This window comes from Streptomyces sp. NPDC055189 (genome assembly GCF_053606765.1).
This window is the reverse complement of the sequence record NZ_JBSGSG010000011.1, coordinates 45,894-71,707: the sequence shown is the minus strand read 5'-3', so window position 1 is coordinate 71,707 and position 25,814 is coordinate 45,894. Positions and strand designations below refer to the sequence as shown.

Annotated in this window: 26 protein-coding genes and 1 pseudogene; 13 read left to right on the top strand and 14 right to left on the bottom strand. The window is 71.2% G+C overall.

Features of this window, described 5'->3' with window-relative positions:
* The first annotated feature begins 56 nt into the window (after nucleotides 1-56).
* The gene (locus ACWFR3_RS10960; protein ID WP_453734253.1) at nucleotides 57-1,001 is read left to right on the top strand and encodes an erythromycin esterase family protein; all 945 of its coding nucleotides are present in this window, start codon (nucleotides 57-59) and stop codon (nucleotides 999-1,001) included.
* A gap of 21 nt (nucleotides 1,002-1,022) precedes the next feature.
* Here ACWFR3_RS10960 and ACWFR3_RS10955 read toward each other — a convergent pair whose 3' ends face one another.
* Genes ACWFR3_RS10955 through ACWFR3_RS10940 form a run of 4 tightly spaced genes read right to left on the bottom strand, consistent with a single transcriptional unit; the run spans nucleotide 1,023 to nucleotide 4,342 of the window.
* Entirely contained in the window at nucleotides 1,023-1,814 is a 792-nt protein-coding gene (locus ACWFR3_RS10955; protein ID WP_453734252.1) for a lysophospholipid acyltransferase family protein, read from the bottom strand.
* On the bottom strand, nucleotides 1,811-2,608 hold the full coding sequence (locus tag ACWFR3_RS10950; protein ID WP_453734251.1) for a GNAT family N-acetyltransferase: 798 nt from the start codon (nucleotides 2,606-2,608) through the stop codon (nucleotides 1,811-1,813). The genes ACWFR3_RS10955 and ACWFR3_RS10950 overlap by 4 nt, the downstream gene beginning before the upstream one ends.
* Before the next feature lie 52 nt (nucleotides 2,609-2,660).
* Nucleotides 2,661-3,428: an ABC transporter permease gene (locus ACWFR3_RS10945; RefSeq protein WP_453734250.1), complete on the bottom strand. Its 768-nt coding sequence runs from the start codon at nucleotides 3,426-3,428 to the stop codon at nucleotides 2,661-2,663.
* Nucleotides 3,425-4,342, bottom strand: coding sequence for an ABC transporter ATP-binding protein (locus ACWFR3_RS10940; RefSeq protein ID WP_453734249.1), 918 nt, complete (start codon nucleotides 4,340-4,342; stop codon nucleotides 3,425-3,427). The genes ACWFR3_RS10945 and ACWFR3_RS10940 overlap by 4 nt, the downstream gene beginning before the upstream one ends.
* A 166-nt stretch (nucleotides 4,343-4,508) precedes the next feature.
* On the opposite strand from ACWFR3_RS10940, the gene ACWFR3_RS10935 reads away from it, so the two are divergent.
* The 3 genes and pseudogenes from ACWFR3_RS10935 to ACWFR3_RS10925 all read left to right on the top strand — a co-directional run bounded on the left by ACWFR3_RS10935 (nucleotide 4,509) and on the right by ACWFR3_RS10925 (nucleotide 8,130).
* Nucleotides 4,509-5,165: a response regulator gene (locus tag ACWFR3_RS10935; protein WP_453734248.1), complete on the top strand. Its 657-nt coding sequence runs from the start codon at nucleotides 4,509-4,511 to the stop codon at nucleotides 5,163-5,165.
* A gap of 95 nt (nucleotides 5,166-5,260) precedes the next feature.
* Entirely contained in the window at nucleotides 5,261-6,799 is a 1,539-nt protein-coding gene (locus tag ACWFR3_RS10930) for a sensor histidine kinase (protein WP_453734247.1), read from the top strand.
* Nucleotides 6,800-6,917: 118 nt separating this feature from the next.
* A pseudogene (locus ACWFR3_RS10925) lies at nucleotides 6,918-8,130 on the top strand (CaiB/BaiF CoA transferase family protein).
* Between the two features lie 12 nt (nucleotides 8,131-8,142).
* On the opposite strand, the gene ACWFR3_RS10920 reads toward ACWFR3_RS10925, so the two are convergent.
* Together ACWFR3_RS10920 and ACWFR3_RS10915 are read right to left on the bottom strand one after the other, a co-directional pair.
* Complete coding sequence (locus ACWFR3_RS10920) at nucleotides 8,143-8,700, bottom strand: YbaK/EbsC family protein (protein WP_453734246.1); 558 nt, start codon at nucleotides 8,698-8,700, stop codon at nucleotides 8,143-8,145.
* Nucleotides 8,701-8,742: 42 nt separating this feature from the next.
* The gene (locus tag ACWFR3_RS10915; RefSeq protein WP_453734245.1) at nucleotides 8,743-9,327 is read right to left on the bottom strand and encodes a helix-turn-helix domain-containing protein; all 585 of its coding nucleotides are present in this window, start codon (nucleotides 9,325-9,327) and stop codon (nucleotides 8,743-8,745) included.
* Between the two features lie 95 nt (nucleotides 9,328-9,422).
* On the opposite strand from ACWFR3_RS10915, the gene ACWFR3_RS10910 reads away from it, so the two are divergent.
* Nucleotides 9,423-10,286 carry an EamA family transporter gene (locus ACWFR3_RS10910; RefSeq protein WP_453734244.1) on the top strand — a complete coding sequence of 288 codons (864 nt, stop codon included), beginning with the start codon at nucleotides 9,423-9,425 and terminating at the stop codon, nucleotides 10,284-10,286.
* Between the two features lie 96 nt (nucleotides 10,287-10,382).
* Here ACWFR3_RS10910 and ACWFR3_RS10905 read toward each other — a convergent pair whose 3' ends face one another.
* On the bottom strand, nucleotides 10,383-11,120 hold the full coding sequence (locus tag ACWFR3_RS10905) for an acyltransferase (RefSeq protein WP_453734243.1): 738 nt from the start codon (nucleotides 11,118-11,120) through the stop codon (nucleotides 10,383-10,385).
* Nucleotides 11,121-11,253: 133 nt separating this feature from the next.
* On the opposite strand from ACWFR3_RS10905, the gene ACWFR3_RS10900 reads away from it, so the two are divergent.
* Nucleotides 11,254-11,784, top strand: coding sequence for a gamma carbonic anhydrase family protein (locus ACWFR3_RS10900; RefSeq protein WP_453734242.1), 531 nt, complete (start codon nucleotides 11,254-11,256; stop codon nucleotides 11,782-11,784).
* Between the two features lie 2 nt (nucleotides 11,785-11,786).
* Here ACWFR3_RS10900 and ACWFR3_RS10895 read toward each other — a convergent pair whose 3' ends face one another.
* From ACWFR3_RS10895 to ACWFR3_RS10885, 3 genes are all read right to left on the bottom strand, one after another.
* Nucleotides 11,787-12,458, bottom strand: coding sequence for a DedA family protein (locus ACWFR3_RS10895; protein ID WP_453734241.1), 672 nt, complete (start codon nucleotides 12,456-12,458; stop codon nucleotides 11,787-11,789).
* A gap of 82 nt (nucleotides 12,459-12,540) precedes the next feature.
* Nucleotides 12,541-14,130: a carboxylesterase/lipase family protein gene (locus ACWFR3_RS10890; protein WP_453734240.1), complete on the bottom strand. Its 1,590-nt coding sequence runs from the start codon at nucleotides 14,128-14,130 to the stop codon at nucleotides 12,541-12,543.
* A 326-nt stretch (nucleotides 14,131-14,456) separates the two neighbouring features.
* Nucleotides 14,457-14,909, bottom strand: coding sequence for a DUF4442 domain-containing protein (locus ACWFR3_RS10885; RefSeq protein ID WP_453734239.1), 453 nt, complete (start codon nucleotides 14,907-14,909; stop codon nucleotides 14,457-14,459).
* 81 nt (nucleotides 14,910-14,990) lie between these two features.
* Between ACWFR3_RS10885 and ACWFR3_RS10880 the strand changes: the two genes are divergently transcribed.
* The 4 genes from ACWFR3_RS10880 (at nucleotide 14,991) to ACWFR3_RS10865 (ending at nucleotide 19,699) form a co-directional block, all read left to right on the top strand.
* Nucleotides 14,991-15,959, top strand: a complete 969-nt coding sequence (locus ACWFR3_RS10880) for a hypothetical protein (RefSeq protein WP_453734238.1) — start codon at nucleotides 14,991-14,993, stop codon at nucleotides 15,957-15,959.
* A gap of 78 nt (nucleotides 15,960-16,037) precedes the next feature.
* Nucleotides 16,038-17,090: a hypothetical protein gene (locus ACWFR3_RS10875; RefSeq protein ID WP_453734237.1), complete on the top strand. Its 1,053-nt coding sequence runs from the start codon at nucleotides 16,038-16,040 to the stop codon at nucleotides 17,088-17,090.
* A 99-nt stretch (nucleotides 17,091-17,189) separates the two neighbouring features.
* Nucleotides 17,190-18,242: a hypothetical protein gene (locus ACWFR3_RS10870; RefSeq protein WP_453734236.1), complete on the top strand. Its 1,053-nt coding sequence runs from the start codon at nucleotides 17,190-17,192 to the stop codon at nucleotides 18,240-18,242.
* 71 nt (nucleotides 18,243-18,313) lie between these two features.
* Nucleotides 18,314-19,699 carry an MFS transporter gene (locus ACWFR3_RS10865; protein WP_453734235.1) on the top strand — a complete coding sequence of 462 codons (1,386 nt, stop codon included), beginning with the start codon at nucleotides 18,314-18,316 and terminating at the stop codon, nucleotides 19,697-19,699.
* Here ACWFR3_RS10865 and ACWFR3_RS10860 read toward each other — a convergent pair.
* The 3 genes from ACWFR3_RS10860 to ACWFR3_RS10850 all read right to left on the bottom strand — a co-directional run bounded on the left by ACWFR3_RS10860 (nucleotide 19,661) and on the right by ACWFR3_RS10850 (nucleotide 22,713).
* Nucleotides 19,661-20,494: a spermidine synthase gene (locus ACWFR3_RS10860; RefSeq protein ID WP_453734354.1), complete on the bottom strand. Its 834-nt coding sequence runs from the start codon at nucleotides 20,492-20,494 to the stop codon at nucleotides 19,661-19,663. The genes ACWFR3_RS10865 and ACWFR3_RS10860 overlap by 39 nt on opposite strands.
* A gap of 26 nt (nucleotides 20,495-20,520) precedes the next feature.
* Nucleotides 20,521-21,684, bottom strand: a complete 1,164-nt coding sequence (tuf, locus tag ACWFR3_RS10855; protein WP_453734234.1) for an elongation factor Tu — start codon at nucleotides 21,682-21,684, stop codon at nucleotides 20,521-20,523.
* Nucleotides 21,685-22,014: 330 nt separating this feature from the next.
* A complete protein-coding gene (locus ACWFR3_RS10850) occupies nucleotides 22,015-22,713 on the bottom strand; it encodes a DNA alkylation repair protein (protein WP_453734233.1) in 699 nt (232 codons plus the stop codon).
* A gap of 49 nt (nucleotides 22,714-22,762) precedes the next feature.
* On the opposite strand from ACWFR3_RS10850, the gene ACWFR3_RS10845 reads away from it, so the two are divergent.
* From ACWFR3_RS10845 to ACWFR3_RS10835, 3 genes are all read left to right on the top strand, one after another.
* A complete protein-coding gene (locus ACWFR3_RS10845; protein ID WP_453734232.1) occupies nucleotides 22,763-23,467 on the top strand; it encodes a TVP38/TMEM64 family protein in 705 nt (234 codons plus the stop codon).
* Nucleotides 23,468-23,631: 164 nt separating this feature from the next.
* Nucleotides 23,632-24,504 carry an undecaprenyl-diphosphate phosphatase gene (locus ACWFR3_RS10840; protein ID WP_453734231.1) on the top strand — a complete coding sequence of 291 codons (873 nt, stop codon included), beginning with the start codon at nucleotides 23,632-23,634 and terminating at the stop codon, nucleotides 24,502-24,504.
* An 83-nt stretch (nucleotides 24,505-24,587) separates the two neighbouring features.
* Nucleotides 24,588-24,902, top strand: coding sequence for a DUF6401 family natural product biosynthesis protein (locus ACWFR3_RS10835; protein ID WP_453734230.1), 315 nt, complete (start codon nucleotides 24,588-24,590; stop codon nucleotides 24,900-24,902).
* A 12-nt stretch (nucleotides 24,903-24,914) separates the two neighbouring features.
* On the opposite strand, the gene ACWFR3_RS10830 is transcribed toward ACWFR3_RS10835, so the two are convergent.
* The gene (locus ACWFR3_RS10830; protein ID WP_453734229.1) at nucleotides 24,915-25,760 is read right to left on the bottom strand and encodes a membrane protein; all 846 of its coding nucleotides are present in this window, start codon (nucleotides 25,758-25,760) and stop codon (nucleotides 24,915-24,917) included.
* Nucleotides 25,761-25,814 lie beyond the last annotated feature (54 nt).

Here is a 25,814-nt window from a genome sequence, read left to right as displayed (position 1 = left end):
CCCGGGACGCGCGTCACACTTGACCTCAACCAAACTTGAGGAAAGAGCCTGGGTCCATGAACCGGACCTCAGGAACGACGACCGAAGCGGCAGTCGACTGGCTCACCCAGCACGCCCGTCCCCTCAACACCACCGACGCGCACTCCGATTCGACCGATCTGCGGCCGCTGGCCGACGCGGTGGCGGGCGCCGAGATCGTCGCGCTCGGCGTGGCGTCGCGCGCGACACACGAACTGTCCGTCCTCCAGCACCGGATGCTGCGCTTCCTGGTCGAGGAGCAGGGGTTCCGTGCGCTCGCCCTCGAAGGGGACGACCCCGTACGGCTCGGACTCGACTCGTATGTCCTGACGGGGGCCGGTGATCCCCGGGCGATGCTCTCCGGAGCCCGTTCCTTCTGGCGGACCGGCGAAATCCTCGACGTACTGCTCTGGCTGCGCGCCCACAACGCACGCAACCCGCACGACCCCGTCCAGTTGGCCGCGCTCCCCCACCAGTCGGCGCCGCCCGGTGCCGGACTCGCGGAGATCGAGCGGGCCCTGGCCGACGACGCCGTCCGGTGGCACGAGCGCACCCGGCAGAAGACCGTCTACTGGGGCGGCATCGCCCACACGGCCGTCGGCGATCCCCGCACGGTGTCGTCTCCCGAGCCCCAGACCCACCGCAACGCGGGCGGTCACCTGCGCGAGCACTTCGGCGACGGCTACGCGTCCGTCGCGCTCACCTTCCACCACGGCACGGACTACCCGGCCCCGCCCGCGGATTTCGCCGAGGCGGTGCTCGGCGCGGTCGGACTGCCCGCGTACTTCCTCGACCTGCGCGCACAGCGCCCCGAACCCGTCGATCCCTGGCTCGGCGCCCCCGCGAGGACCCGACTCGTCGGCCCCTTCTACGACGCGCGCGAGGACGCGTCGCATCACCTGTCCGGCAGCTCACTCGCGGGATGGTTCGACGCCGTGGCCCATGTCCGCGAGGTGACACCGGCCAGGGCTCTGGAGAGCTAGAGGGTGAGAGGGCCGGAGGGCTCAGAGATGAGCCGGCATCTCGTGGGCGCCCACGGCCGCCTGTGCATCGGCGGCCAGTTCCCGCCGGTCACAGCCGTACAGCGGGGTGTGCGCGGTGACCCGCACGGTCAGTGCGCGGGCGCCGGCGACTCGGTGCAGCGAGGCACCGAAGGTCTCGTCGCCGAGGAAGGCGGCCGTGGTGCTGCGGGTGCCGTGCTGGTAGTAGCGGATCGTCACGGGACGCACGGGCGCGCCCGCGTCGGCCGCCGCCTGGAAGGTGGCCCGGCGGAACCGGCCGCCGGGCACGGAGCACCAGGTCGTCGCCTGCGGGAAGACTAGGACGGAGCGGCCCTCTCGCAGCGTGGAGGCCAGTTCGGCCACGGAACGGGGCAGTTGGCGCAGCCCGTCGCGGTCGATGAACCGGGTACCTGCTTGTCTGGCGAGCGCGCCGATGACCGGCCACTGGCCCACCTCCCGCTTGGCGAGGACCGTCACCGGCTCGACGGCGAGCAGGCTGACGACGTCGAGCCAGGAGATGTGGTTGGCGACGATCAGGGTGCCGGGGCGGGAGCCGTCCGCGGACAGCCGCCGGGGCGCCTCCTCGAGTCCCACGCCCAGCGCGTCCAGGATCGCCCGGGCCCGCGCCCGCAGCGCATGGGGCTCGGCGAGGCGCTCGCCCTGCGCCACTCCCAGGCCGATCGCGTACGACAACGCGGCGTACCGGCGGGCCAGTTGGACCGGCGGCACCCGTGCTGCCGAGCGCGTGACGCAGGCCGGGGTGCACAGGGCGGCGGGGGCTGCCGCGGGGTTCATCGTGTCTCCCCCAGGAAGTAGCGGCGGTAGCGGTCGCCGAGCCGGTCCATGTCGAGGAGGACGAAGAAGTCGGCGACGTCGAACTCGGGGTCGTGCGCGGGCGCCCCGCACATCCACGCGCCGAGACGGAGGTAGCCCCTCAGCAGTGGCGGCAGGTCGGCGTAGGAGGGCCGCTCCACCGTCGGCTCGGTCGGCGCCCAGGGGCGGCGGGGATGCACCCGCAGCTCCGGCGGCGACGCGTGCCTGGAGGTGCCGAGCAACCAGGCGCTGGACGCCGCCTTGCCGCCGTCGGCGAGCGGGACCGAGGCGCAGCCCGCCAGATAGCGGTGGCCGGAGAGCAGGACATAGCGGGCGAGCGCCGACCACATCAGGTTGATCACGGCACCGGTGCGGTGGTCGGGGTGGACGCAGGAGCGGCCCGCCTCGACCGTGGAGGAGCGCAGCTCTTCCAGCGCGAGCAGATCGAACTCGCCGTCCGAGTAGGACCGTTCGGCCCGTCCCGGCGGCAGCAGACGGTAGGTGCCGACGACCTCGCCGGTGGTGGTGTCGGTGACGATCAGATGGTCCGCGAGGTCGTCGTAGGGGTCAATGTCGTGGCCGGGCAGGGTGGTGTGGAGCGTGGCGCCCATCTCTTCGCCGAAGACGCGGTACCGCAGTCGCTGCGCGGCCCGTATCTGTTCTTCGGAGTCGGCGATGGAGGTGACGTAGGAGCTGGAGGCGGCGGGGGCAGCAGCGGGTGCGGCCGGAGTGGTGGGTGCAGCCGGAGTGGCGCGTGCAGCGGATATCGAGGGCATGACAGGTCCGGTCTCCGTTCGGGGAGGGTCGGCCCCGGGCCGCGGAGGCGGCTCAGGCGTCGCGACGCCTGAGGACCGCCGTGGCCAGGGTCAGGGAGGCGGCCGTCCAGGCAGCCAGGAGCAGGAGTCCGGCGGCGGGACCGTAGAGATCCGCGTCGCCCGTGAGGAACTGCGTGCCCGCCGTCTGAGGCAGGAACTGCGCCAGGTTCGTGAGGAAGTCGAGGGGAGTCGATTGGAGGATCGTCGGCACGATGAGCAGCAGCACGAACAGCACGGTGATGGTCCCGGCTGAACTGCGCACGATGGCCGCGAGGCCGACGGTCAGGACACTCATGAGCATCAGGTGAACGGCAACGGCAAACACCTGGCCCGCCACGTGTGCGAAGTCGAACGCCGACTCGTCCAGGGCCGCCGCGCCCGCCAGGGTCCCGATCACGGCGAGCACGATCCCGGCGCCGAACGCCACGACACCGACGGTGAGGCTCTTGGCGATCAGCAGGCGTGCGCGGTCCGGCACGCACTGGAGGGTGTGGGTGATGCTCCCGGTGGCGTACTCGCCGGTGACGCAGAGCATGGCGAGAGCGGCGACGACGAACTCGACGCCGTAGACGGTGGCGAGCGTGGCGGGGTCGGCGGGCGACGCTCCCGCGTCATGGGTGACCGCGCCGACGCACGCGGCCGTCGCCCCCATCACCGCGGCCGCCGTGAGCAGGAAGTACCAGGTCGAGCGGAGCGAGAACAGCTTGGTCCACTCCGCGGCCACGGCCCCGCGAAGCCCGGCGCGGGCGGTCCGCCGCTGCTCGGAGACTGAAGTACTCACGGCCGGGCCTCCCCGAACTCGACACTGCCTGCGGTCAGTTCCATGTATGCCTCTTCCAGTGACGCCTCGACGGCGCGCAGCTCATGAAGTCGTACGTGCGTCTCGTGGGCCAGATCGCCGACGCGTTCCGGCGGCAGGCCCGTCACAAGAAGTTCGTTCGCCGACACCCACCGGACGTCGTCCGCCTCCGTCGTGGGCCGTCCCGCCAGGGCGTGCAGGCCCTGTTCCTCGGGCCCGCGCACGCGAACCGCGTTGCGGGAACTGCGCGCGAGGATGTCCGCCACCGGCGCGTCCGCGATGAGCCGTCCCTTGCCGATCACGATCAGCCGGTCGGCGGTGAGCTCCATCTCGCTCATCAGATGGCTGGAGACGAATACCGTCCTGCCCTGCGCGGCGAGCGACCGCAGGAAGCCGCGGATCCAGAGCACGCCGTCCGGGTCGAGCCCGTTGACCGGCTCGTCGAGCATCAGCACCTCGGGGTCGCCGAGCAGCGCCCCCGCGATGCCCAGGCGCTGGCCCATGCCCAGCGAGAAGGAACCGGCCTGCTTGTCCGCCACGTCGCCAAGGCCCGTGGCGTCGAGCACCTCGTCGACGCGGCGGGCGGGAATGCCGTGGCTGCGCGCCATGGCCAGGAGGTGCTTGTACGCGCTGCGCCGGGGATGTACCGCCTTGGCGTCCAGGAGCGCGCCGACCTCGCGCAGGGGATGCGTGTGGTCGGCGTATCTCCTGCCCTTGATGAGGGCGGTACCCGACGTGGGGTGGTCGAGGCCGAGGATCATGCGCATGGTGGTGGACTTGCCCGCGCCGTTCGGCCCGAGGAAGCCGGTGATCTTCCCGGGCGCCACGTCCAGGGACAGCGCGTCGACGGCCGTCTTCTCGCCGTATCTCTTGGTCAGGCTCTGCAGTGTGAGCATCGTTCCCCAAGTCCCTCTCGGTGCCCGCGCCTTCGTGGGCGCAGGCGGTGATGTGAGGGACGCTACGAAGCCGCGGCGCCCGGCACAGGGGACGTTGGTCAGCACCTGCCCTGGACTTTCGTAAGGTCACGGACGGCAGGTCGCTGAGGCCGGGTAGCGTGCTCGCATGATCCGAGTGCTGCTTGCCGACGACGAGGCGATGATCCGGGCCGGGGTGCGGGCGATCCTCGGCACTGCCGACGGCATCGAGGTCGTCGCCGAGGCGGGCGACGGGCGCGAGGCGATCGACCTCGCACTGGCCCACCGCCCCGACGTCTGCCTTCTCGACATCCGGATGCCGCGCGTCGACGGCCTCCAGGCGGCGGCCGAACTGGGCCGGGTCGCGCCCGGCACGGCCGTGGCGATGCTCACCACGTTCTCCGAGGACGAGTACATCGCGAGCGCGCTGGGCTCGGGCGCCGCCGGTTTCCTCCTCAAGTCCGGCAATCCGCGCGAGCTGATCGCCGGGGTGCAGGCCGTCGCCGAGGGCGGCGCGTACCTCTCCCCGTCGATCGCGCGGCGGGTCATCTCCCACCTCGGCGCGGGGCAACTCGGAAAGCAGACCACCGCGCGGGCCCGCATCGCAGAACTGACGGCGCGCGAGCGCGAGGTGCTCGCGCTGGTGGGCGCAGGCCTGTCGAACGCGGAGATCGCCCGGCGCCTTCATGTCGTCGAGGGCACGGTGAAGGCGTACGTCAGTCAGGTCCTTGCCCGCCTCGGCTTCAAGAACCGGGTGCAGGCGGCGATCCTCGCTTACGAGGCGGGGCTCGTCGGCGCGGAGTGAGCGGCCCGGGTCTCCGGCGGCTCCTGTCGGCGCCCGGCGCGATCCCCTACTTTCGGCAGGGGCGCCGGCCAGGGGTGATCGGCGATGCTGTGCGGATGCGCGGCGTACCCGGCTGGTTCTCCCGGCTCCTCGACATCGGACTCTGGCTCGTGGTGTGCGTACCGCCGGTCTCGGGCGTCTTCGGTCTCGGCGGACGCGACGCGGTCGTGGCCGCCGTGGGTGTCCCGCTGCTCGGCGGCGCCGTGGCGTGCGGCAGGCGGTGGCCGCTCGCCGCCCTCGCCGTGCCGGTCGCGCTGAGTGTCCTGACGGACCCGGAGATGCTGACGCCCGCGTACTGGGCGGCGCTCGCCGTCTTCGGATACCTCGCCGGCAGCCGCATGGTGGCGATGCGCCCGGCGCTGTGGTTCTTCGGGGCGGTCGCCGCGGTCGGACTCGTGCTGTGCACGTCCGTGTCGAGCGATCTGTGGGGCTGGCCCACGATGCTCCTGACGCTGCTGATCGGCGTGGTGCTGCCCTGGCTGCTCGGGCGCTACCGCCGCCAGTACGCCGATCTGATGGCCACCGGCTGGCGGCTCGCCGAGCGCATGGAGCACGAGCAGCAGGCCGTCGCGGACCGCACCCGCATCCGCGAGCGGGCCCGTATCGCGGGCGACATGCACGACTCGCTCGGCCATGACCTGACGCTCATCGCGGTCCGGGCGGGCGTGCTGGAGGTCGACCCCACGCTCGATGCCCGTCAGCAGGCGGCCGTCGGCGAGCTGCGCGAAGCCGCGGGTGCGGCGACCGAACGGCTGCGGGAGATCATCGGCGTGCTGCGGGCCGACGACGAAGTGCCGCCGCGGGCCCCGTCGGACGAGGGCGCGGACACCGTGGTCGAGCGCGCCCGGGCCTCCGGGGTCGAGGTCACGCTCCGACGGTCGGGGGACACGGAGCACCTGCCGCCGATGGTCGCTCTCGCCGTGCACCGCGTGCTCCAGGAGTCCCTGACGAACGCCGCCAAGCACGCGGCGGGCGCGAAGGTCCGGGTCCGGATCGTGCGGGACGGCGACATGCTGCGCCTGACGGTGGCCAACGACGCGGCACCGGCGGGGGGCCTGTCCGGCGTCGCGTCGAGCGGCAGCGGCCTGGTCGGCCTGGACGAGCGGGTGCGTCTGGCGGGCGGCACCCTGCGCGCGGACCCCACGGACGACGGCGGCTTCGAGGTGACCGCCGAACTGCCCGCGACGGGCGCCGCCCCGCGTGCCGTGAACCCGCCCCGGCCGACCACGTCCGCCCGCGAGCTGGAACAGGCCAGGCGGCAGATCGGACGGCGGCGCGCCCAGGCGGTCCTTGCCCCGCTCGCGGTCCTCGCCGGAATCCTGCTCCTGATGATCCCCGTCAGCCTGATCAGCTCCGTCTTCTCGGTCCTCGACCGGGAGGTGTACGACGGCCTGACGACCGGGCAGCCGCGCGACGAAGTGGAGTCCCGACTGCCGGACTTCACCAGGGACGGCCCGCCGGACGGCGCCCCCGCGACACCGCACGGCCAGGACTGCACGTACTACAGCACACGCTTCATGTCCGCCGACGGCTACCGCATCTGCTTCGCCGACGGTCGGCTCGTGTCCAAGTCGGTGGTGGGCGACAAGGACTGAGGGCGCAGGCCCGCGGCGCGTCCGGCACCTCGTATGTATGTGCCGGTACCTCGTATGTGACCGTACAGACTCAGGCGTGACCAGCGGATGAAGCGAACGAGAGGCAGTCATGGCGTCGATGCACCACGATCCGGCGGGCCCGCTCCCCCTGGAGGGGATTACCGTCGTCAGCCTCGAACAGGCCGTCGCCGCCCCCTTCGCCACCCGGCAGCTGGCCGATCTCGGCGCGCGTGTGATCAAGGTCGAGCGGCCCGGCGGCGGTGACTTCGCCCGGCGTTACGACACCACCGTGCACGGGCAGGCCAGCTATTTCGTCTGGCTCAACCGTTCCAAGGAGTCCCTCACGCTGGATCTCAAGTCCGAGGAGGGCGTGGCGATCCTGCACGAACTCCTCGCGGGCGCCGACGTGTTCGTGCAGAACCTCGCGCCCGGCGCGGCAGAGCGCCTCGGCCTCGGCGCGGACGCTCTCCGGGCCCGCTATCCGTCGCTGATTCCCCTGCACCCTCACCGGATACGGCACCAGCGGCTCCTGGGCGGACCGGAAGGCGTACGACCTGCTCGTGCAGTGCCAGACCGGGTTGCTCTCGCTGACCGGCACGCCCGACGAGGCGGTGCGGGCCGGCATCTCGGTCGCGGACATCGCGGGCGGGATGTACGCCTACACCGGCATCCTCACCGCGCTCTTCACCCGGGCGACCACCGGACGGGCACCGGCCGTGGACGTGTCCCTCTTCGACGCGCTCGCCGAGTGGATGGGCCAGCCCGCGTACTACACGCGCTACGGCGGCACACAGCCGCCGCGCGTCGGCGCCCGGCACGCGACCGTCGCCCCGTACGGCCCGTTCACCGCGTCCGACGGCAAGGACGTCCTGCTGTCCGTGCAGAACGAACGCGAGTGGGCCGCCCTGTGCGAGCAGGTCGTCGGACGGCCCGAGCTGACCGACGACCCGCGCTTCGCCACCGGATCGGACCGTGTCGCGCACCGCGACGAACTCGACGCCATCATCTCCGCACGGTTCGCCGGACTCGGCAGCGAGGAGGCGATGGAGCTGCTCGACCGGGCCAACATCGCCAACGCGGGCGTCAATTCGGTCGCCGAGTTCCTCGACCACCCCGCGCTCACCGAGCGCGAACGCTGGCGGGATGTCGCGATTCCGGGCAGCCCCTCCCCCGTTCAGGCCCTGTTGCCGCCCGCGAATCTGAGCGGCGTGGAACCGCGCATGGATCCCGTACCGGCCGCGGGCGAGCACACCGAGCGGATCCTGGGGGAGCTGGGGCGCGGCCCTGACGACATCACCCGGCTGCGCGAGGAAGGGGTGTGCGGGGCCTGAGCCCCGCCCGCGTCAGGCGACGCCGAGTCCTTCGAGCACCACGGCGTTCGGCAGCTCGGCGAACGCCTTGCCCGGCACGATGAGCTTGCCCCGACGGCTGCCGCTGCCGATCAGGACGTACGGCAGGTCGACGACGGCCGCGTCCACGAGCAGCGGCCAGTCGCCGGGCAGGCCGACGGCGGTGATGCCGCCGTACTCCATGCCGGTCTCGCCGGTCGCCGTGTCCATCGGCGCGAACGAAGCCTTGCGCGCGCCGAGTTGGCGGCGCACGACGCCGTTCACGTCCACCCGGGTCGTGGAAAGGACCAGGCACGCGGCGAACGAGGTCTCGCCGCCGCGCTTGCCCGCGACGACCACGCAGTTCGCGGACTGCTCCAGGATGTCCCGGCCGTAGTGCTCCACGAAGGTGGCGGTGTCGGCCCACTGGGGGTCGGTGTCGACGTGGATGACCTGCTCGGCGGGGACGCTCCCGCTCCAGCCGCGCAAGGCGTCGGCGACGGGCGCGACCAGCAGGTCGAGAGCCTCGGGCGCGGGGCGGACGACGTCGAAATCTCCCATGGGTGCACGCATGGCCGCACGCTAACAAACCCGGCGGGACTCAGGACCCGGGGCTCAGTACGAGGAGGCGTGCGCCGGCGGCACGGAGACCGACATGGTCATCTCGACCGGCTCGGCACCCTTGTTGTGATAGCCGTGCGGCACGTTCGCCTCGAACGAGGCGGCCGACCCCGCGGGCACCTGATGCTCCACGCCGTCGACGAGGAGCGTCAGCTCGCCCGCGGCGACGTGGAGCAGCTCCATGGTCCCCGGCGGGTGCGCGTCGGAGTCGCTGCCGTCACCGGGCATCAGCGTCCACGCCCACAGCTCGAAGGGGCCGCGCGCCTCGGTCCCGACCAGGAGCGTCGTGCTGCTGCCCGCCTCCGTGGACCACATCCGCACCGCCTGCTCCGGCGGCACGAGGCGGACGTGCGAGCCCTGCTCGTAATCGAGGAGCGTGGTGATGCTGACGCCCAGGGCGTCGGCGAGCTTCACCGTGATGCCGACGCTGGGGTTGGTCCTGGCCTGCTCGATCTGGATGATCATGCCGCGACTGACGCCCGCGCGGGCCGCGAGCGCGTCGAGCGTGAAGCCCCGTTCCGAGCGCCAGCGCTTGAGGTTGCGGGCGAGCGACTGGGTGAGCTGATCGAGGTCCGACACATTCCGTCCATTATTTTGGATGACAGAGTCAAAGATACTGAACTACGGTGTGGTGCACCTGAAGGTTCACCACACTGTACTTGCGAGGAACTCCGATGACAGCACTGTTCGCCCTGGCCACCAGCCTGATGTACGGCCTGGCCGACTTCGGCGGCGGACTGCTGACCCGGCGCATCCCCGCACTCACCGTGGTCGTCGCCTCGCAGACCATCGCCGTGATCGTCCTCGGCGTGATCGTGGTCGCCACGGGCGGCTGGACGGAGTGGGGCCCGCAACTCTGGTTCGCGGTGGCCGCGGGGCTCCTCGGCCCGGTGGCGATGCTCGCCTTCTACAAGGCCCTGGCCATCGGGCCGATGAGCGTCGTCTCGCCGCTCGCCTCCGTGGGCGTCGTCGTACCGGTGGCCGTCGGGCTCTTCCTGGGCGAGCGGCCGGGCGTCCCGCAGTTCGCCGGGCTGACCGTCGCCATCGTGGGCATCGTGCTCGCGGGAGGGCCCGAACTGCGCGGCGCCCCCGTGCAACGGCAGGCGATCCTGCTCACCCTGCTCGCGGCCTTCGGCTTCGGCGCGGTCCTCGCCCTCATCGCCGAGGCGTCCAGCAGCCTCACCGGCCTGTTCCTCGCCCTGTTCGTGCAGCGCGTGACGAACGTGGCCGCGGGCGGCACCGCGCTGTTCGTCTCGGTGAAGCGCGGCGGCACCGCGCTTCCGGAGGGCGCGGGCATGGGCCTGCTCCTGGCAGCACTCCCGGCACTCGCCTTCGTGGGCCTGGCGGACGTCGCGGCCAACGGCACGTACTCGATGGCCGCCCAGAACGGCCCGATCACCCTGGCCGCGGTGCTCTCCTCGACGTACCCGGTGATCACGGCACTGGCAGCACGAGCGGTACTGAAGGAACGCCTGCGGGGAGTACAGGCAGCAGGGGCAGGATTGGCCTTGGTGGGCACGGTACTGCTGGCCAGCTAGGACGGGCCCCTTCAGGGGCGCGGGGCTGTGACATGTGCGGCTCCGCCGCGTGGGCGCGAGCAACCACAACACACCCGCACCCGAAAGAGCACCGAACTACCCCTCCAACTCCCCCAGAGCAAGAAGCTGTTCCGGCGTGACCCCGTCAGGAATAGGCACAGGCGCAGGCGTACGCAACGGCGGCTGCCACCCGGCCTCCGGATCCCAACTGCGTACGACACGGGCGGGGGCTCCCGCGACCACCGCATGGTCAGGAACGTCACCACGCACAACCGCCCCCGCCGCCACCACCACGTTCCGCCCGATCCGCGCCCCCGGCAGGATCACCGCGTTCGTGCCGACCCAGCAGCCGGGCCCGATCTCGACGGGCTCCATCCGCGGCCACTGCTTGCCGATGGGCACATGCGGATCGTCGTACGAGTGGTTCGTGGACGTCACGTACACCGTGGGCCCGAAGTAGCAGTCGTCGCCGATCGTCACCGTGGTGTCGGCGATGACATGGCTGCCGCGGCCGAGCACGACGCCGTTGCCGATGCGCAGGATCGGGTCGGGGCCGAGGTCGAGGTCGGGCATCATCCCGGCGGTGAGCGTGACCTGCTCGCCGATGATGCAGTGGTCGCCGATGCGGATCCAGGGCTCACCGAAGACGGTCCCCTGCGGGAAGGCCAGCTTCGTGCCCTCGCCGAGCGCACCGAACCGCAGCCGCCCCGGCCGTTGCGCGGTGACGGCGCCCGTCCGCTGCACCCACGCCCAGGTCGCGTGGACGGCGCGCTGGGTAGCGCGGCGCCGCCAGTCGGCGACCGCGGATGAGAACGTGTTCCTGTTCTTCGGCACGGGCTCACGTTACTCAGCCCCGCGCGACCCGGTGAGCCCGGACCCCTGTGATCTTCACCCCACAGGGCGGCGGACCCGCCCCCGTCCCGTACGGTTCCGCCAGGCGCGAGACACGTACGAATGGAGAAATCCGATGGGCCACGAGGCACTCGTCACCGGGTTCGGCGGCAAGAACCCGAAGATCGATCAGGACGCCTTCACCGCGCCCACCTCGGTCATCATCGGCGAGGTGACACTGCACGCCGGTGCGAGCACCTGGTACGGGGCGGTCCTGCGCGCCGACGGCGGGCCGATCGTCGTCGGCGCCGACAGCAACATCCAGGACAACTGCAGTCTCCACGTCGACCTCGGCTTCCCGATGAAGATCGGCGAGCGGGTCTCGGTCGGCCACAACGCCGTCCTGCACGGCTGCACCGTCGAGGACGACTGCCTGATCGGCATGGGTGCGACGGTCCTCAACGGCGCGGTGATCGGCGCCGGTTCGCTGGTCGCGGCGCAGGCGCTCGTCCCGCAGGGAATGATCGTGCCGCCCGGGTCGCTCGTCGCGGGCGTCCCTGCCAAGGTGCGCAGGCCGCTGACCGACGAGGAGCGCGCGGGCGTCACCCTCAACGGCACGATGTACGTCGAGCTGGCCAAGGCCCACCGGGACGCCCACGCCGGGTGAGGTCAGTCGGCGGCCGGAACGGCTACCGGCTCGGCCGCCGGCTCCGTACCCTTCTCGGCTTCGCGTGCCGCCGCCGACTTCTTGGCGCGGCGCTTGACGAGCAGCATGGAGCCGACGCCGATCAGGACGGCGATGGCGAGGCCGAAGTACGAGAACCGCTTGAGCCAGTCCTCGGCGACGACACCGATGTAGTAGATGACGGCCGTCGTGCCGCCCGCCCAGACGATGCCGCCCAGGACGTTGGCGATGAGGAACTTCCAGTACGGCATGCGCAGGACGCCCGCGAGCGGCCCGGCGAAGATCCGCAGCAGGGCGACGAAGCGGCCGAAGAAGACCGCCCACATGCCCCACTTCTGGAACGACTGCTCGGCACTGCCGACGTTCGCGGCGCTGAAATGCTTGGGGAACTTCCGTTCCAGCCAGGCCAGGAGCGGCCGACCGCCCTTGCGTCCGATCGCGTACCCGATGGAGTCGCCGATGATGGCGCCCGCGGTCGCGCAGATCCCCAGGACGACGGGGTTGAGCTCGCCGTGCTGCGAGGAGAGCAGCGCGGCGGAGACGAGGACGATCTCACCCGGCAGCGGAATGCCCAGGCTCTCGAGGCCGATGACCACGCCCACCAGCGCGTAGATACTGACGGCCGGTACGGTCTCCAGCCATTCCTGGACGTGCAACGCCGGTTCCTCCTGTGCTGATGTGCCTGATACCCGGCGTGCGCGTTCCCCCCGGAGCGCGCACGCCGGGCAGCCTACCCGCTCACCCGGCGTCGGCCGGGGCGGAGTCCTCGTGGTCCCACAGGTCACACCGGTGCTCACGCGCCACGGAGGTGCTCAGCTCGTTGCCTCCCGCGGACGCGGTGCGCAGCGAGAGCACCTGGCCGGGCTGTTTGCGCTGGTCGGGCGCGGTGGGCTGGCCGTCGGCGCGCGGCGCGCCGCCGTGCACGAAGGAGCCCCAGTACTGGACCATCTGCCGGGCCAGGGCCTTCTGTTCGGCGTTGAGCGGCGTCGGGAGCCCGAAGTGCTTGAAGAGGTACTGCACCTCGTTGACATGGGTCGCCCCGAAGTCGAACGTCCTGCCCGCCTCGCGGATCGAGGCGAAGGGCGGCGAGGTGCGGTCGGCGAACTCATAGGCGTAGACGGGTCCGCGGCCCGCGAGTGTCCTGTCCATGCGCAGTGCCGTGCAGGCGAACATGCGGTCGCCCTGGGCCGCCGCGTACGCGTGCGTGGGCGTGGCGTGCCCGGACAGCGGATAGCGCTTGAGGACCTTGGCCCCCGTCTCGGCCCCGTACGCCTGCGTGAGCGCGGCCGGGTACTGCTCCTCGGTGAGCGGCTTGCCCTGCGCGTCGAACTGCCCGTAGGCGAAGAGCCGCCCTTCGTCGCTGTTCGCGCCGTTCAGGACCGGCACGCGGGAGGCGCTTCCGTTTTCGTACGCCTCCTCCGGCTGGACCGGCAGGAAGTCGCCGCCCGCCACCGGGCCCCAGTCGAATCCGGCCTGCGCCGCGAGGATCTGAGCCGCGGGCTTCTGGCGCAGGCAGGCGAGGGCGGTCGCCGGGTCGGGGCAGCCGGCCTTCTTCGCGAAGGCCGCGCCTTGGGTGAGCGCGTCCTTGCGCTCGCGGGCCGCGCAGTCGCCGTACGCGCCGCTCTGCACGATGCCCGCGCGGTAGAGGCCCTTGGCGGTGGGGGATGCGAGCTGGGAGCAGACGGAGCGGCCGCCCGCGGATTCGCCCGCGATGGTGACGCGCTGCCGGTCGCCGCCGAACGAGCCGATGTTGGCGCGCACCCAGCGCAGGGCGGCCTGCTGGTCGAGCATGCCGTAGTTGCCCGAGACGCCGTCGGACGCCTCACCGTCGAGCCCGGTCCCGGCGAGGAATCCCATGGCTCCCAGGCGGTAGTTGACGGTCACGACCACGGTGCCGGTACGCCGGGCGAAGGTGTCGGGCACGATGTCCTCGCCCGCGCCCGCGGTGAGCCCGCCGCCGTGCAGCCAGACCAGGACGGGGCGCTGCTCGTGCTGCCCGCGCGGCGCGTAGACGTTGAGGTCGAGGCAGTCCTCCGTGTGGCTGGGGTTCTCGTAGCCGGGGTCCCAACTGGCGCTCTGCACGCAGCGGTTGCCGAACGAGGTGGCACCGCGCACGCCCTGCCACGGCTTCGGGGGCCGTGGCTCCTTCCAGCGGAGGTCGCCGACGGGCTGTCGCGCATAGGGAATGCCGAGGAACTGCCGCCCCTCGGCGGTGGATTCACCCCGCACCCAGCCCGCGTCCGTACGGACGAGCGTGCCCTTGCCGGGAGCGGGGGCAGGGGCGGCCTGCGCGGCGTGCGGGGTGAGCACGGCCGCGGCGGCGGCCATGACGAGGAAAGCGGACGCGACGCGTCCCGCTCTCCCCGCGCTTCCCGCTCTCCCCGCACTTCTCACGCTTCCCGTTCGTCTCCTGCGACTCATGCGGCGACTCCCCTGGATGACGTCGACCCACTGGCGGCGGGAAAACTATGACGGTCACTGACTCGTGTCAATGAGTTGAACAGAAGACCGGAGGGAACGGCGGGAAAGAAGTCACGAAGGGAAACGGCGGAAGCCGTCAGAAACGGCGCCTCGCCGGTCGGGACCCCCGTGGCCCGGCCGACGTGACGCCGCTGTGTTCAATGAACGTACGGAAGTGAACGTCCGTACGCGACTCAGTTATTGGGGCGCAGCGTCCACACGACGGTCATCTCGCCGGTCACGGCGCCGTCCTCGCGCTGGATCGCGATCGCCACCGGGAACTCGGGGCGCTGCCCGGCGTCCAGCTCGGCGACGACCTCGGCGGCCGGGCGGCCGAGGGTCGCGGTGGCGGTCACCGGTCCCATGGCGAGCTTCTTGTACGCGATGTCGGCGCTGACGGCGAGGGGCACGGCCCGCGAGAGCTGATCCCCGAACGCGGCGAGCACGATCGCACCGCTCGCCGACTCCCCCAGCGTGAACATGGCTCCGGCGTGCGGCCCGCCGACGTGGTTGTGGTACTCGGCCTGGTCGGGCAGGGCGACCACGGCCTTCTCGGGCGTGGTCTCGCGGAACTCGAGGTTCAGGGTCCGGGCCATCGGCACGGTGGCGGCGAGCATCTCGCCTATCGACATCTGGTCAGCGCTCATGACCGCGATGTTACCCACGGGTAGCGTTCTTTGGCCAGGAGTCTCCTGGACATGGATCACCGTCGCCTATCGTTGCTGCGCATGTGGCCAGGAGAGCAGCAGCCCGGGGGCGGGCCCAGTCAGCAGCCGAATCCGTATCACCAGCCGGGATACCAGCAGCCGGCGCCTTGGAACGCGCCCACGGTTGCCGGAGCCACACCGCCGGCTCCGCAGGGCGACGGCGGAGGCAACGGCGGGGGCGACGGCGGGGGCACCGGCAACAAGACCAAGGTCATCGCCATCGTCGCCGCGGCCGCGGTCGTGGTGGCCGCCGGTGTGACGGGCTTCCTGGTCCTGGGCGGCGACAAGGACGACACCGCGAAGCCGGACCCCTCGAAGTCCACGTCCGCGGCGCCGGATCCGGCCGGGTCCGGCGAGGCCGGTGCGCGCGGCAACGGCGGCAATCCGAAGCCGACCGTCCCTGGCTGGCAGACGGTGGTGAACCCCAAGCGCGGCATCGCCTTCGACGTGCCCGCCGGATGGAGCCTGAAGTCAACGGACTGGGTCGGCTGGGTCTCGGAGGCCGACGACATCGACGACAAGCCCATCGTCGCCATCGCCGCACCGGCGTACCTCAAGGAGAAGTGGTGCGGGGCCGACGAGGACAAGGACGGCGAGAAGGACTACTCGCCCCTCGCTGCCACGGGCACCAAGGGCAACAACGGGGCCAAGAGCACCGACGAGGCGGCGAGCAAGGACGCGCGCCTGTGGGTGTACGGCGCCTTCACCCAGCCCGACAAGAAGAAGGTGCGGACCGGGGCCGCCGAGCCCTACACCACGAAGTCGGGCCTCAAGGGCAGTCTGGTGAACGCCTCGTCCACCGGTGTGGTCAAGGAGGGCAAGTGCGACACGGACGGCAAGGCCACGGTGTTCGCGTTCAAGGACTCCGAGGGAGCGTTCGCCTCGTGGTCCTTCCACGGCGCGACCGGAGTCAGTGACGAAGTCCCGGACACGACGGTCAAGAAGATCCTCAGTACGGTGCGGGAGATCGAGGCGCGGCCGACGTCCTGAGCGACCGGGGTCTTCGACCGCCCGCCGGCCGGAGTTGCCGTGACGTGTCCCCTCCAACACCCCGTATCGTTTCCCGCCATGTGGCCAGGACAGCAGCCGCCCGGGGGCGAGCAGAACCCGCAGGACCAGAATCCCAATCCGTACCAGCAGCCGGGGTACCAGCAGCCGAACCCGTACCAGCAGCCCGGGTATCAGCAGCCCAATCCCTATCAGCAGCAGGGGCCGGGGCAGCCGGGCCAGCCGCAGGGGCAGTGGAGCGCGCCGACCGCGCCGATGGGCGTGCCCCAGCAGCCCGGCGGGGGCGGTGGCAACGGCAACGGCAGCAAGAACAAGCTCGTCGCCATCGTCGCGGCGACGGCGGTCGTGGTGGCCGCCGGTGTCACCGGATTCCTGGTGCTCGGCGGCGACAAGGACGACGAGGCGGATGCCAAGCCTTCCGAGTCCCCCGCCAAGTCGGCTTCGAAGAAGCCGGGTTCGGACCCCGCGAAGGACGGCGGCTCGGAGCGCGGCACGGACAACGGCCCGAAGCCGGTGGTCAAGGGCTGGCAGGTCGTGGTGAACCCCAAGTGGGGCACCGCCTTCGACGTCCCGGCCGACTGGGAGGTGCAGACGGCCGACACCTTCATCGGGTTCGAGGACAAGAAGAAGGGTGACGGCTCCCCCCTCATCGGCATGTCGGCACCGGCGATCTACAAGTCGAAGTGGTGCTCCGACGACGACGACAAGGACGGCGGCAAGGACGACACCTCCCTCGGCGCCGTCGGCACCAAGGGCGCGAACGGCGCGAAGAGCACCGGCGAAGTCGCGGTCAACCAGGTGCCGTGGTGGGTCTTCGGCGGGTACACGCAGCCGGACAGGAAGAGCCTGACCTTCACCAAGAAGGCGGAGCCGTTCACCACGAAGACCGGCATCAAGGGCAGCATCGCGCGCGCTCACTCGACGAACACGCCGCAGAACGGCAAGTGCGACTCGGACGGCAAGGCGATCACCTTCGGCTTCAAGAATTCCGACGGTGAGTACGTCGCCTGGAGCCTCTACGGCGCGAAGGGCGTCAAGGAGGAGATCCCCGAGGCCACCGTCATGAAGATCCTCAATACGGTCCGTCTGCACGGGGACCCCACGGAGTCCTGAAGCGCTTCGTACGCCGGTGGGGCTTGTGACCCGATGTGCCGCTTCCCGCGCGGGGGCAGCGATGACATCAGGCCACAGGCCCCTCTATGGTTACTGCTCATGTGGCCAGGACAGCAGCCGCCCGGGGGCGAGCAGAACCCGCAGGACCAGAATCCCAATCCGTACCAGCAGCCGGGGTACCAGCAGCCGAACCCGTACCAGCAGCCCGGGTATCAGCAGCAGGGATACCAGCAACAGCCGAACTCGGGTGCCTTCTCGCAGCCGGAGCAGGCGCAGTGGGCCGCACCCACCCCGCCGCCGATGCCGCCCCAGCAGGGCGGCCAGGGCGGGGACGGGAACAAGACGAAGATCACCGCGATCGTCGCGGCGCTCGCCGTCCTGGTGGCCGCCGGTGTCACGGGCTTCCTCGTGCTCGGCGGCGACAAGGACGACGAGGCGAACGAGAAGCCGGGCAAGTCTCCGGCCAAGTCCGCCTCGCCGAAGCCGAGCGCCGACGAGAGCGACGACGGCGGCTCCGAGCGCGGCACGGACAAGGGCCCGAAGGCGACGATCAAGGGCTGGCAGGTCGTCGTGAACCCCAAGTGGGGCACCGCCTTCGACGTCCCGGCGGACTGGGAAGTCGGCACCCCGGACACCTTCATCGGCTTCGAGGACAGCGAGAAGGGTGACGGCAGCGTGCTCATCGGCATGTCCGCGCCCGCGCACTACAAGTCGAAGTGGTGCTCCTCGGACGACGACAAGGACGGCGACAAGGACGACGTCGCCCTCAGCGCCGTCGGCACCAAGGGCCAGAACGGCGCCAAGAACACCAAGGACGTCGCGCGCAACGACTCGGCGTGGTGGGTCTTCGGCGGCTACACGGGCCAGAAGAAGGCCGACAAGAAGCGGATCAAGATCGGCAAGGTGGAGTCGTACACCACCGCGTCGGGCGTCAAGGGCAGCGTCGCGACCTCCTCGACCTCCGGCGTCGTCAAGGAGGACAAGTGCGATTCGGACGGCAAGGCCACGACGTTCTCGTTCAAGAACGCCGACGGTGAGTATGTCGCCTGGTCGCTCTACGGCGCCAAGGGCGTGAAGGACGAGATCCCCGACGCCACGGTGAAGAAGATCCTCAGCACGGTACGGCTGCACGGCGACCCCGAGGGGTCCTGAGCCGCTGACGGGGTCCCGCCCCGCGGAGAATCGGTTTGGCAAGTCGGCGTCACGGCGGGGATAGTCCCCTGGTGAACACTCCCGCCGCCGTGCGCCGTCCCTCCTGGGCCGGGCGCAACTACAGCCTGCTGACCGCCGCCGCGGTCGTGACCAACCTGGGCAGCGCCGGCGCCCTGATCGCGGCGGCGTTCGCCGTGCTCGACGCCGGCGGCGACGGCGGGGACGTCGGTCTGGTGGCGGCGGCGCGCACGCTGCCGCTCGTGCTGTTCCTGCTCATCGGCGGCGCCGTGGCCGACCGGCTGCCGCGCCACCACGTGATGGTCGCGGCCAACGCGCTCAACTGCCTCTCGCAGGCGGTCTTCGCCGTACTCGTCATCTCCGGCACGCCCCCGCTGTGGTCGATGATGCTGCTCACCGCGCTCGGCGGCACCGGCCAGGCGTTCTTCGGCCCGGCCGCCGAGGGCATGCTGCTTTCGTCCGTCAGCGGCGAACAGGCGGGGCGCGCGTTCGCGCTGTACCGCATGGCGATGCAGGGCGCGGGGCTCGGCGGCGCGGCGCTCGGCGGTCTGCTGGTCGCCGCGATCGGCCCCGGCTGGGTGCTCGCCGTGGACGCGGTGGCGTTCGCGGTGGCCGGAGCCCTGCGGTCGTTCCTGGACGTAAGTCACATACCGGCTCGAAAGCCCGGCGGCGGGCTGCTCTCCGATCTGCGGGACGGCTGGCGCGAGTTCATCGGGCGGCCGTGGCTGTGGGCGATCGTCGCGCAGTTCTCAGTGGTGGTGGCGGTGGTCGGCGCGGCCGAAGCCGTCTTCGGGCCACTGGTCGCGCAGGACGAGCTGGGGGGCGCGGGACCCTGGGGCCTGGCGCTCGGCGCTTTCGGCGCGGGCACGGTCGGCGGCGCGTTCCTGATGATGCGGTGGAAGCCGCGGCGCCTGCTGCTCGCGGGGACCCTGTGCGTCTTCCCGCTCGCCGCTCCTTCGGCGGCGCTCGCGGTGCCGTTGCCGGTGGCGGGGCTCGCGGCGGTGATGTTCGTCAGCGGCGTCGCGATCGAGGTGTTCGGCGTCTCCTGGATGACGGCCATGCACCAGGAGATCCCCGAGAAGAAGCTGTCGCGGGTCGCCGCGTACGACTGGTTCGGCTCGATCGCGATGGTCCCGCTCGCCACGGCGCTCGCGGGCCCCGCGGAGACCGCCTTCGGGCGTTCGGCCTCGCTGTGGGGCTGCGCGGCCCTGGTGATCGTGGTGACGGCGCTCGTGCTGCTCGTCCCCGACGTGCGCAATCTGACCCGGCGCACGGCGTCGAAGGAGGTCGCCAAGGACGTCGCCATGGCGGGCGCTTCCCTGGTCGAACCTTCGACTCTCCCGGTCGGGCCCCCGACTCTCCCGGTCGCGCCCTCGGCTCCCCCGGTCGCACCCTCGGCTTCAGCCGATGCCGAAGGCTCCGCCCGGCGGCTCGGGTGACGCGACCGCGTCCTCGTCCCGCACCGGCCGCGCGTCGCCGATGAACAGGCGCAGCGCCACCCCGTGCTCGACGCGCGCCGGGAAGACGTCGGCCGCCGCCCGCCGGGCAAGGGCCTCGACCTCGATCGCCTCGTGCGAGGCGACGAGCACCGCGTTGCCGAAGCGCCGCCCCCGCAGCACGGTCGGTTCGGCGATCAGCGCGACCTGTCCGAACACCTCCGCGAAGGTGGCGAGCTGCGAGCGCAGGAAGCCGAACGGGGCCCCGTCGGCGAGGTTCGCGGCGTAGACGCCGCCCGCGCGAAGGACCCGGTCCGCCGCGCGCGCGTAGGCCACCGACGTCAGATGGGCGGGCACCCGCGAGCCGCCGAACACATCGGCGACCAGGACGTCGGTGCTGTCGGGTGCCGCCGCTTCGAGCCACTGCCGGGCGTCCGCGCCGTGCACGGTGATCCCGGAGTCCGCGGGCAACGGCAGCCGCTCGGTGACCAGTTCGAGGAGTCCGCGGTCCGCCTCCACCACGTCCTGCCGCGAGCCGGGCCGGGTCGCGGCGACGTAGCGGGGCAGGGTGAGCGCGCCGCCGCCGAGGTGGGTCACGTCCAGCGGCCGGTCGGGATCGCCGGTGGTGTCGAGGACGTGGGCGAGCCGCTGCGCGTACTCGAACTCCAGGTGCGTGGGCGCGTCCAGATCGACGTACGACTGCGGGGCACCGTCGACCGTGAGCAGCCAGGCGCGGGGCCGGTCCACGTCCGGCATCAGCTTGGCGGTGCCGTGATCCACGTCCTTGATGACCGCCATGGCCTCGTCCGCGCGTTCTTCCTCAGTCACCGCTCCATTGTGCCCGCGCCGACGGTGCGCCCGCCCTCGCGGATCGCGAAGCCGAGGCCCGTCTCCAGAGGCATGTCGCGGCCGAGCTCGACCGTCATGGTGACGGTGTCGCCGGGCCGGGCCACGGCGGCGTCGCCGAGGTCGACGTCGCCGACGACGTCCGCCGTGCGGAGGTAGAACTGCGGCCGGTAGCCGGTCGCGATCGGCGTCGACCGTCCGCCCTCCTTGGTCGAAAGGACGTACACCTGAGCGGTGAAGCGGCGACTGGGACTGACGCTCCCCGGCTCCGCGACGACGTGCCCGCGTCGTACGGCGTCGCGTGGCACTCCGCGCAGCAGCAGCGCCACGTTGTCGCCGGCCTGCGCCGACTCCATGGGCTTGCCGAAGGTCTCCAGGCCCGTGACGACCGTCTCCGTCTCAGCCCCGAGCACCTCCACCCGGTCGCCGACCCGCACCGTGCCGCGCTCGACGGCTCCGGTGACGACGGTTCCGCGCCCGGTGATGGTGAGCACGTTCTCCACCGGGAGCAGAAAGGGCGCGTCGACATACCGCTCCGGCATGGGCACATAGGTGTCCACCGCGTCGAGCAGCGCCTCGATGGCGGCGGCCCACCGCGGGTCGCCCTCCAGCGCCTTGAGACCCGAGACCCGTACGACGGGGACGGAGTCTCCCCCGTAGCCGTGCGAGGAGAGCAGTTCGCGCACCTCCAGCTCCACGAGGTCGGTGAGCTCCTCGTCACCCGCGTCGGCCTTGTTGAGGGCGACGACGATGTGGTCGACGCCGACCTGCCGGGCGAGCAGGACGTGTTCGGCGGTCTGCGGCATGATCCCGTCGAGCGCGGAGACGACGAGGATCGCCCCGTCGAGCTGCGCGGCGCCGGTGACCATGTTCTTGACGTAGTCGGCGTGGCCCGGCATGTCCACGTGGGCGTAGTGCCGGGTGTCGGTCTCGTACTCGACGTGCGCGATGTTGATGGTGATGCCGCGCTGGGCCTCCTCGGGGGCGCGGTCGATGCGGTCGAAGGGCACGAACGTGCCGGTGCCGCGCTCGCTGAGGACCTTGGTGATGGCGGCGGTCAGGGTGGTCTTGCCGTGGTCGACGTGGCCCATCGTGCCGATGTTGAGGTGCGGCTTGGTGCGGACGTATGCCGTCTTGGACATGGCGGTTCCTTCTCCGGAACTCGAAGCTGAAGTCCCGCGCGCACGTCATCGCGTGCGCGCTCGGGACGGGGACCCCGGGGCCGAACCGACCCTCCCCCTATGGGGTCCGCCGGAGTGTCCGGGGAGGGTCAGCGTCGGGCGCCGTCGACGGGGAATGCGGCGCAGAGGAAGACGGCAGCCTTCGCAGCGCCCGCGACTGCGGGCGTGGCTGCGTGGAAGGCGTACCGGAACATGTCGCAGATCATTGCCGACGGGTGGGGGTACGTCGAATGGTTTTCGCCGGGCGCCGAGCGGCAGTGGCCGGTGAAGACCACTGTGCCCAGCGGTATTTCAGAGGTTCTTCAGGGCCTCGCGCACCGAGAGGGGCGAAAGGCGCCCGCGCTCCCGCTCGACGAAGTCGCGTACGGCGTCGGGATCGGTCTTGGCGTACTCGCGCAGGCACCAACCGATGGCCTTGCGGATGAAGAAGTCGGGGTGGCCCGACTGGCGCAGGCAGTAGGCGAAGAGGCGCTCGGTGTCGGTGGCGTCCTTGTACCGGAGCTGGTGCAGGAGGGCGGTGCGGGCCACCCACAGGTCCTCGTCCCCGATCCAGGCGTCCATCTCGGCCGTGAGCTTCGGATCTGCGGTGACCAGACCGCCCACGACGTGCGCGGCGAGCGCGTCGACCGTGTCCCACCACGGGACCGTCGTGACGAGGTGACGGGCCACCGGCAGGAAGCCGGACGAGCACTGCTTCACGTGCCGTCGCAGATAATCGACGGCGAAATAGGCGTACTCGCGCTCCGGCAGCCGCCAGCAGCGCAGCGCGATCGCCGTGCAGTCCGCCTCGTCCGGGCGCGGTGTGCCGTCGAGCACGTCGCGGGACAACTGGCGGCGCAGCGGCGAGGGCAGGCCCAGGAAGGGAGCGATGTTCTTCATGTACGCCCTGGCCTGCGCGGCACGCTCCGGATCGGCCGCCCGCGGGTAGATCGTCGTGAGCCGTTCCAGGACGGTGTCCGCCAAGTAGCTGCGCGGGACTGTGACGCTCATGAGACGCACCATACGGCGATCACACACATTTGTCGGTTAGTCTCCCCGGATGCTCGACACCGCCGCCGCCCGTCCGCAGGGCTTCGCCGTGCGCTGCACCAGGGCGCTTCTCTCGCCCTGGTCGAGGCTGTCTCTGCTGCTCGTACTGCTCGCGGCCGCCGGAACATGCGTGCTGCTCTTCGAGCCACAGCGGCTGCTGTCCGACGGAGGGCTCCGCCAACTCGGCGGCGCCGCCGCCGTGACGGTGTTCGCCGTCGCGTACGGCCTGTGCACCACGGCGTTCGTGCCGCGTCCGCTGCTCAATCTGGCGGCGGGCGCCCTGTTCGGGTCGCAGGCGGGGCTCGCCGCGGCGCTCGCGGGCACGGTTCTCGGCGCCGGGATCGCCTTCGGGCTCGGGCGGATGCTGGGGCAGGACGCCCTGCGCCCGCTGCTCCGCGGTCGCTGGCTCCAGGCGGCCGACGGTCAGCTGAGCAGGCACGGCTTCCGGTCGATGCTGGCGGCGCGGCTGTTTCCGGGGGTGCCGTTCGCGGCCGCCAACTACTGCGCGGCCGTCTCCCGCATGGGATGGCTGCCGTTCCTGCTCGCCACCGGCCTGGGGTCGATCCCGAACACCGCCGCGTACGTCATCGCGGGCGCCCGCGCCTCGACGCCAACCTCCCCCGCCTTCCTCGTCGCCATGGGCTTCATCGCGGTGACGGGCCTCGCGGGCGCGGTGGTCGCCTGGTGCAAGCGCCACCACATGCGGGGCCGCTGAACCGTCCGCCGCTCGCGGGCGGCGGCCCTGCGGCGATCTCGTAACTTTGTGGCGCTACGCTGCCCCACGGCAGGGGAGTGATCACCCCTCGCGCATATCTTCCGTGCTCCCATCACATGACCGCACCCGCAGCCCATGATCCGTACTTGGACGGCGCAGTTTCCATGTCTTGGCTTGAATCCTTCATCCTCGGGCTCGTCCAGGGACTGACCGAGTTCCTTCCGATCTCGTCCAGCGCGCATCTTCGGCTGACCGCGGCATTCGCGGGCTGGCACGATCCGGGGGCCGCCTTCACCGCGATCACCCAGATCGGCACCGAGGCCGCCGTGCTGATCTACTTCCGCAAGGACATCGCGCGGATCATCTCCGCCTGGTTCGGCTCCCTCTTCGGCAAGGTGCCACGCTCCGACCACGACGCGCAGATGGGCTGGCTGGTAATCGTCGGCTCGATCCCGATCGGCGTGCTCGGCGTCACCTTCAAGGACCAGATCGAGGGCCCGTTCCGCGATCTGCGGCTCATCGCCACGACGCTGATCGTGATGGGCATCGTGCTCGGCATCGCCGACCGCCTCGCGGCCCGCGACGAGACCGGCGGCAAACACCGCGCCATCAAGGAGCGCAAGAGCCTGAAGGAACTGGGCGTCCGGGACGGTCTGATCTTCGGTTTCTGCCAGGCGATGGCCCTGATCCCCGGCGTCTCCCGCTCGGGCGCCACGATCAGCGGCGGCCTGCTCATGGGCTACACCCGCGAGGCCGCGGCGCGTTACTCGTTCCTGCTCGCGATCCCGGCCGTCCTCGCGTCGGGCGTCTTCGAGCTCAAGGACGCGGGCGAGGGGCATGTGTCCTGGGGACCGACGATCTTCGCGACGATCATCGCCTTCATCGTGGGTTACGCGGTCATCGCGTGGTTCATGAAGTTCATCACCACCAAGAGCTTCATGCCGTTCGTGTACTACCGGATTCTGCTCGGCATCGTGCTGTTCGCGCTGGTCGGAGCGGGTGCGCTCAGCCCGCACGCGGGAGAGTCGGCGGGCTGATGCCCGGCCGCGGCCGTCCCTTGTGACCAAAGGCATGCCGAAAGACCCTCTTCAGGGGGTTTGGCCCGGCCTATGTTGATGGGATGTCGCCCCTCGCCCGCATCAGCGCCTCGTACGCGCCGCGATTCGCCGAGTTCGCCTTCGAACCGGGATTCACGGCTGCCGTGGACCAGCACGTCGCCGAGGTGCGGGAGCGTCTTGAGATGTGCGGCGCCGGGCTCGTGCCGCCGGCTCCGGACCCCGAGCTCCTCGCGGACTACGCCCTGGGGTTCCTCGACGGTCTGTCCGAGAACGGATGGCGCGAGCCGGTCGGCCACGACTACGCGGTGTGCCGCCTCACCGCCATCTCCTGGCTGGTGAGGCGGCACGACCTGGTGCCGGAGACTTCCGGGTCCTGAGACCCGGACCGGTCACATGTCGTCGCGCAGGCCGCCGCGCATGTCGTTGCCCGGGTCGTCGTCGCGCATGTGACTGCCGGTGCCGCCCATCGCGCCGCGCGTGCGCTCCTGCACGGGCTGGTTGGTCATCGCGTCCGCACGACCGGCCTGGTAGGCGCCGACGCTGCCACGGGCCTTGGCCGTCTCCTGCTCCGCCGTGTCCAGCCAGCGCTCCCAGCGCTGCCGCATCGGGCCGATCAGACCGCCGCCCACACCGACGATGAGGATGCCCGCACCGGCCGCGAGGGCCGCGTACAGGACGGGCTGGGTGACCGTCGTGGCGATGCCCGCCTGACCGAGGGCCGCGATCACGCCGAGCGCGACGATGAAGGTCCAGGCGATCGTGCCGATGGTCTTGCCGTACGACATCGAGGACAGGGCACTGGTGACGATGTCGCGTACGACGTTGGCCACCGCCATGGCGACGACCAGCAGGACGATGGCGACGATGCCGCGCGGGATCCAGCCCACGATGCTGTTGAGCATGCTGGAGACCGGGTTGCTGCCGAACACACCGAAGCCGAGCTGCAGGGTGATCAGGAGCAGGGCGTAGTACACGACCTTGCAGACGATCCCGGTCATGTCGTACTTGGAGTTCGCGAGCATCCGGGAGGCGCCCGACCGCTCGGCGAGCTTCTCGGAGCCGACCTTGCGCAGGACCCGGTCGAGGACCTTGGCGATCATCTTCGACACGAACCAGCCGATGGCCAGGACGACCAGGAAGCCGATGAGTTTCGGCACGAACGTAGCGACCTTCGACCAGGCGTCGTTGAGGCCTTGGGTGAAGTCCACGGAGAGACTTATGTACTGCTGGGACATGAGTGGTCCTCCACTCGATGGGCCCCGGGCGCCAGTACGGCGTCAGGGCGACGA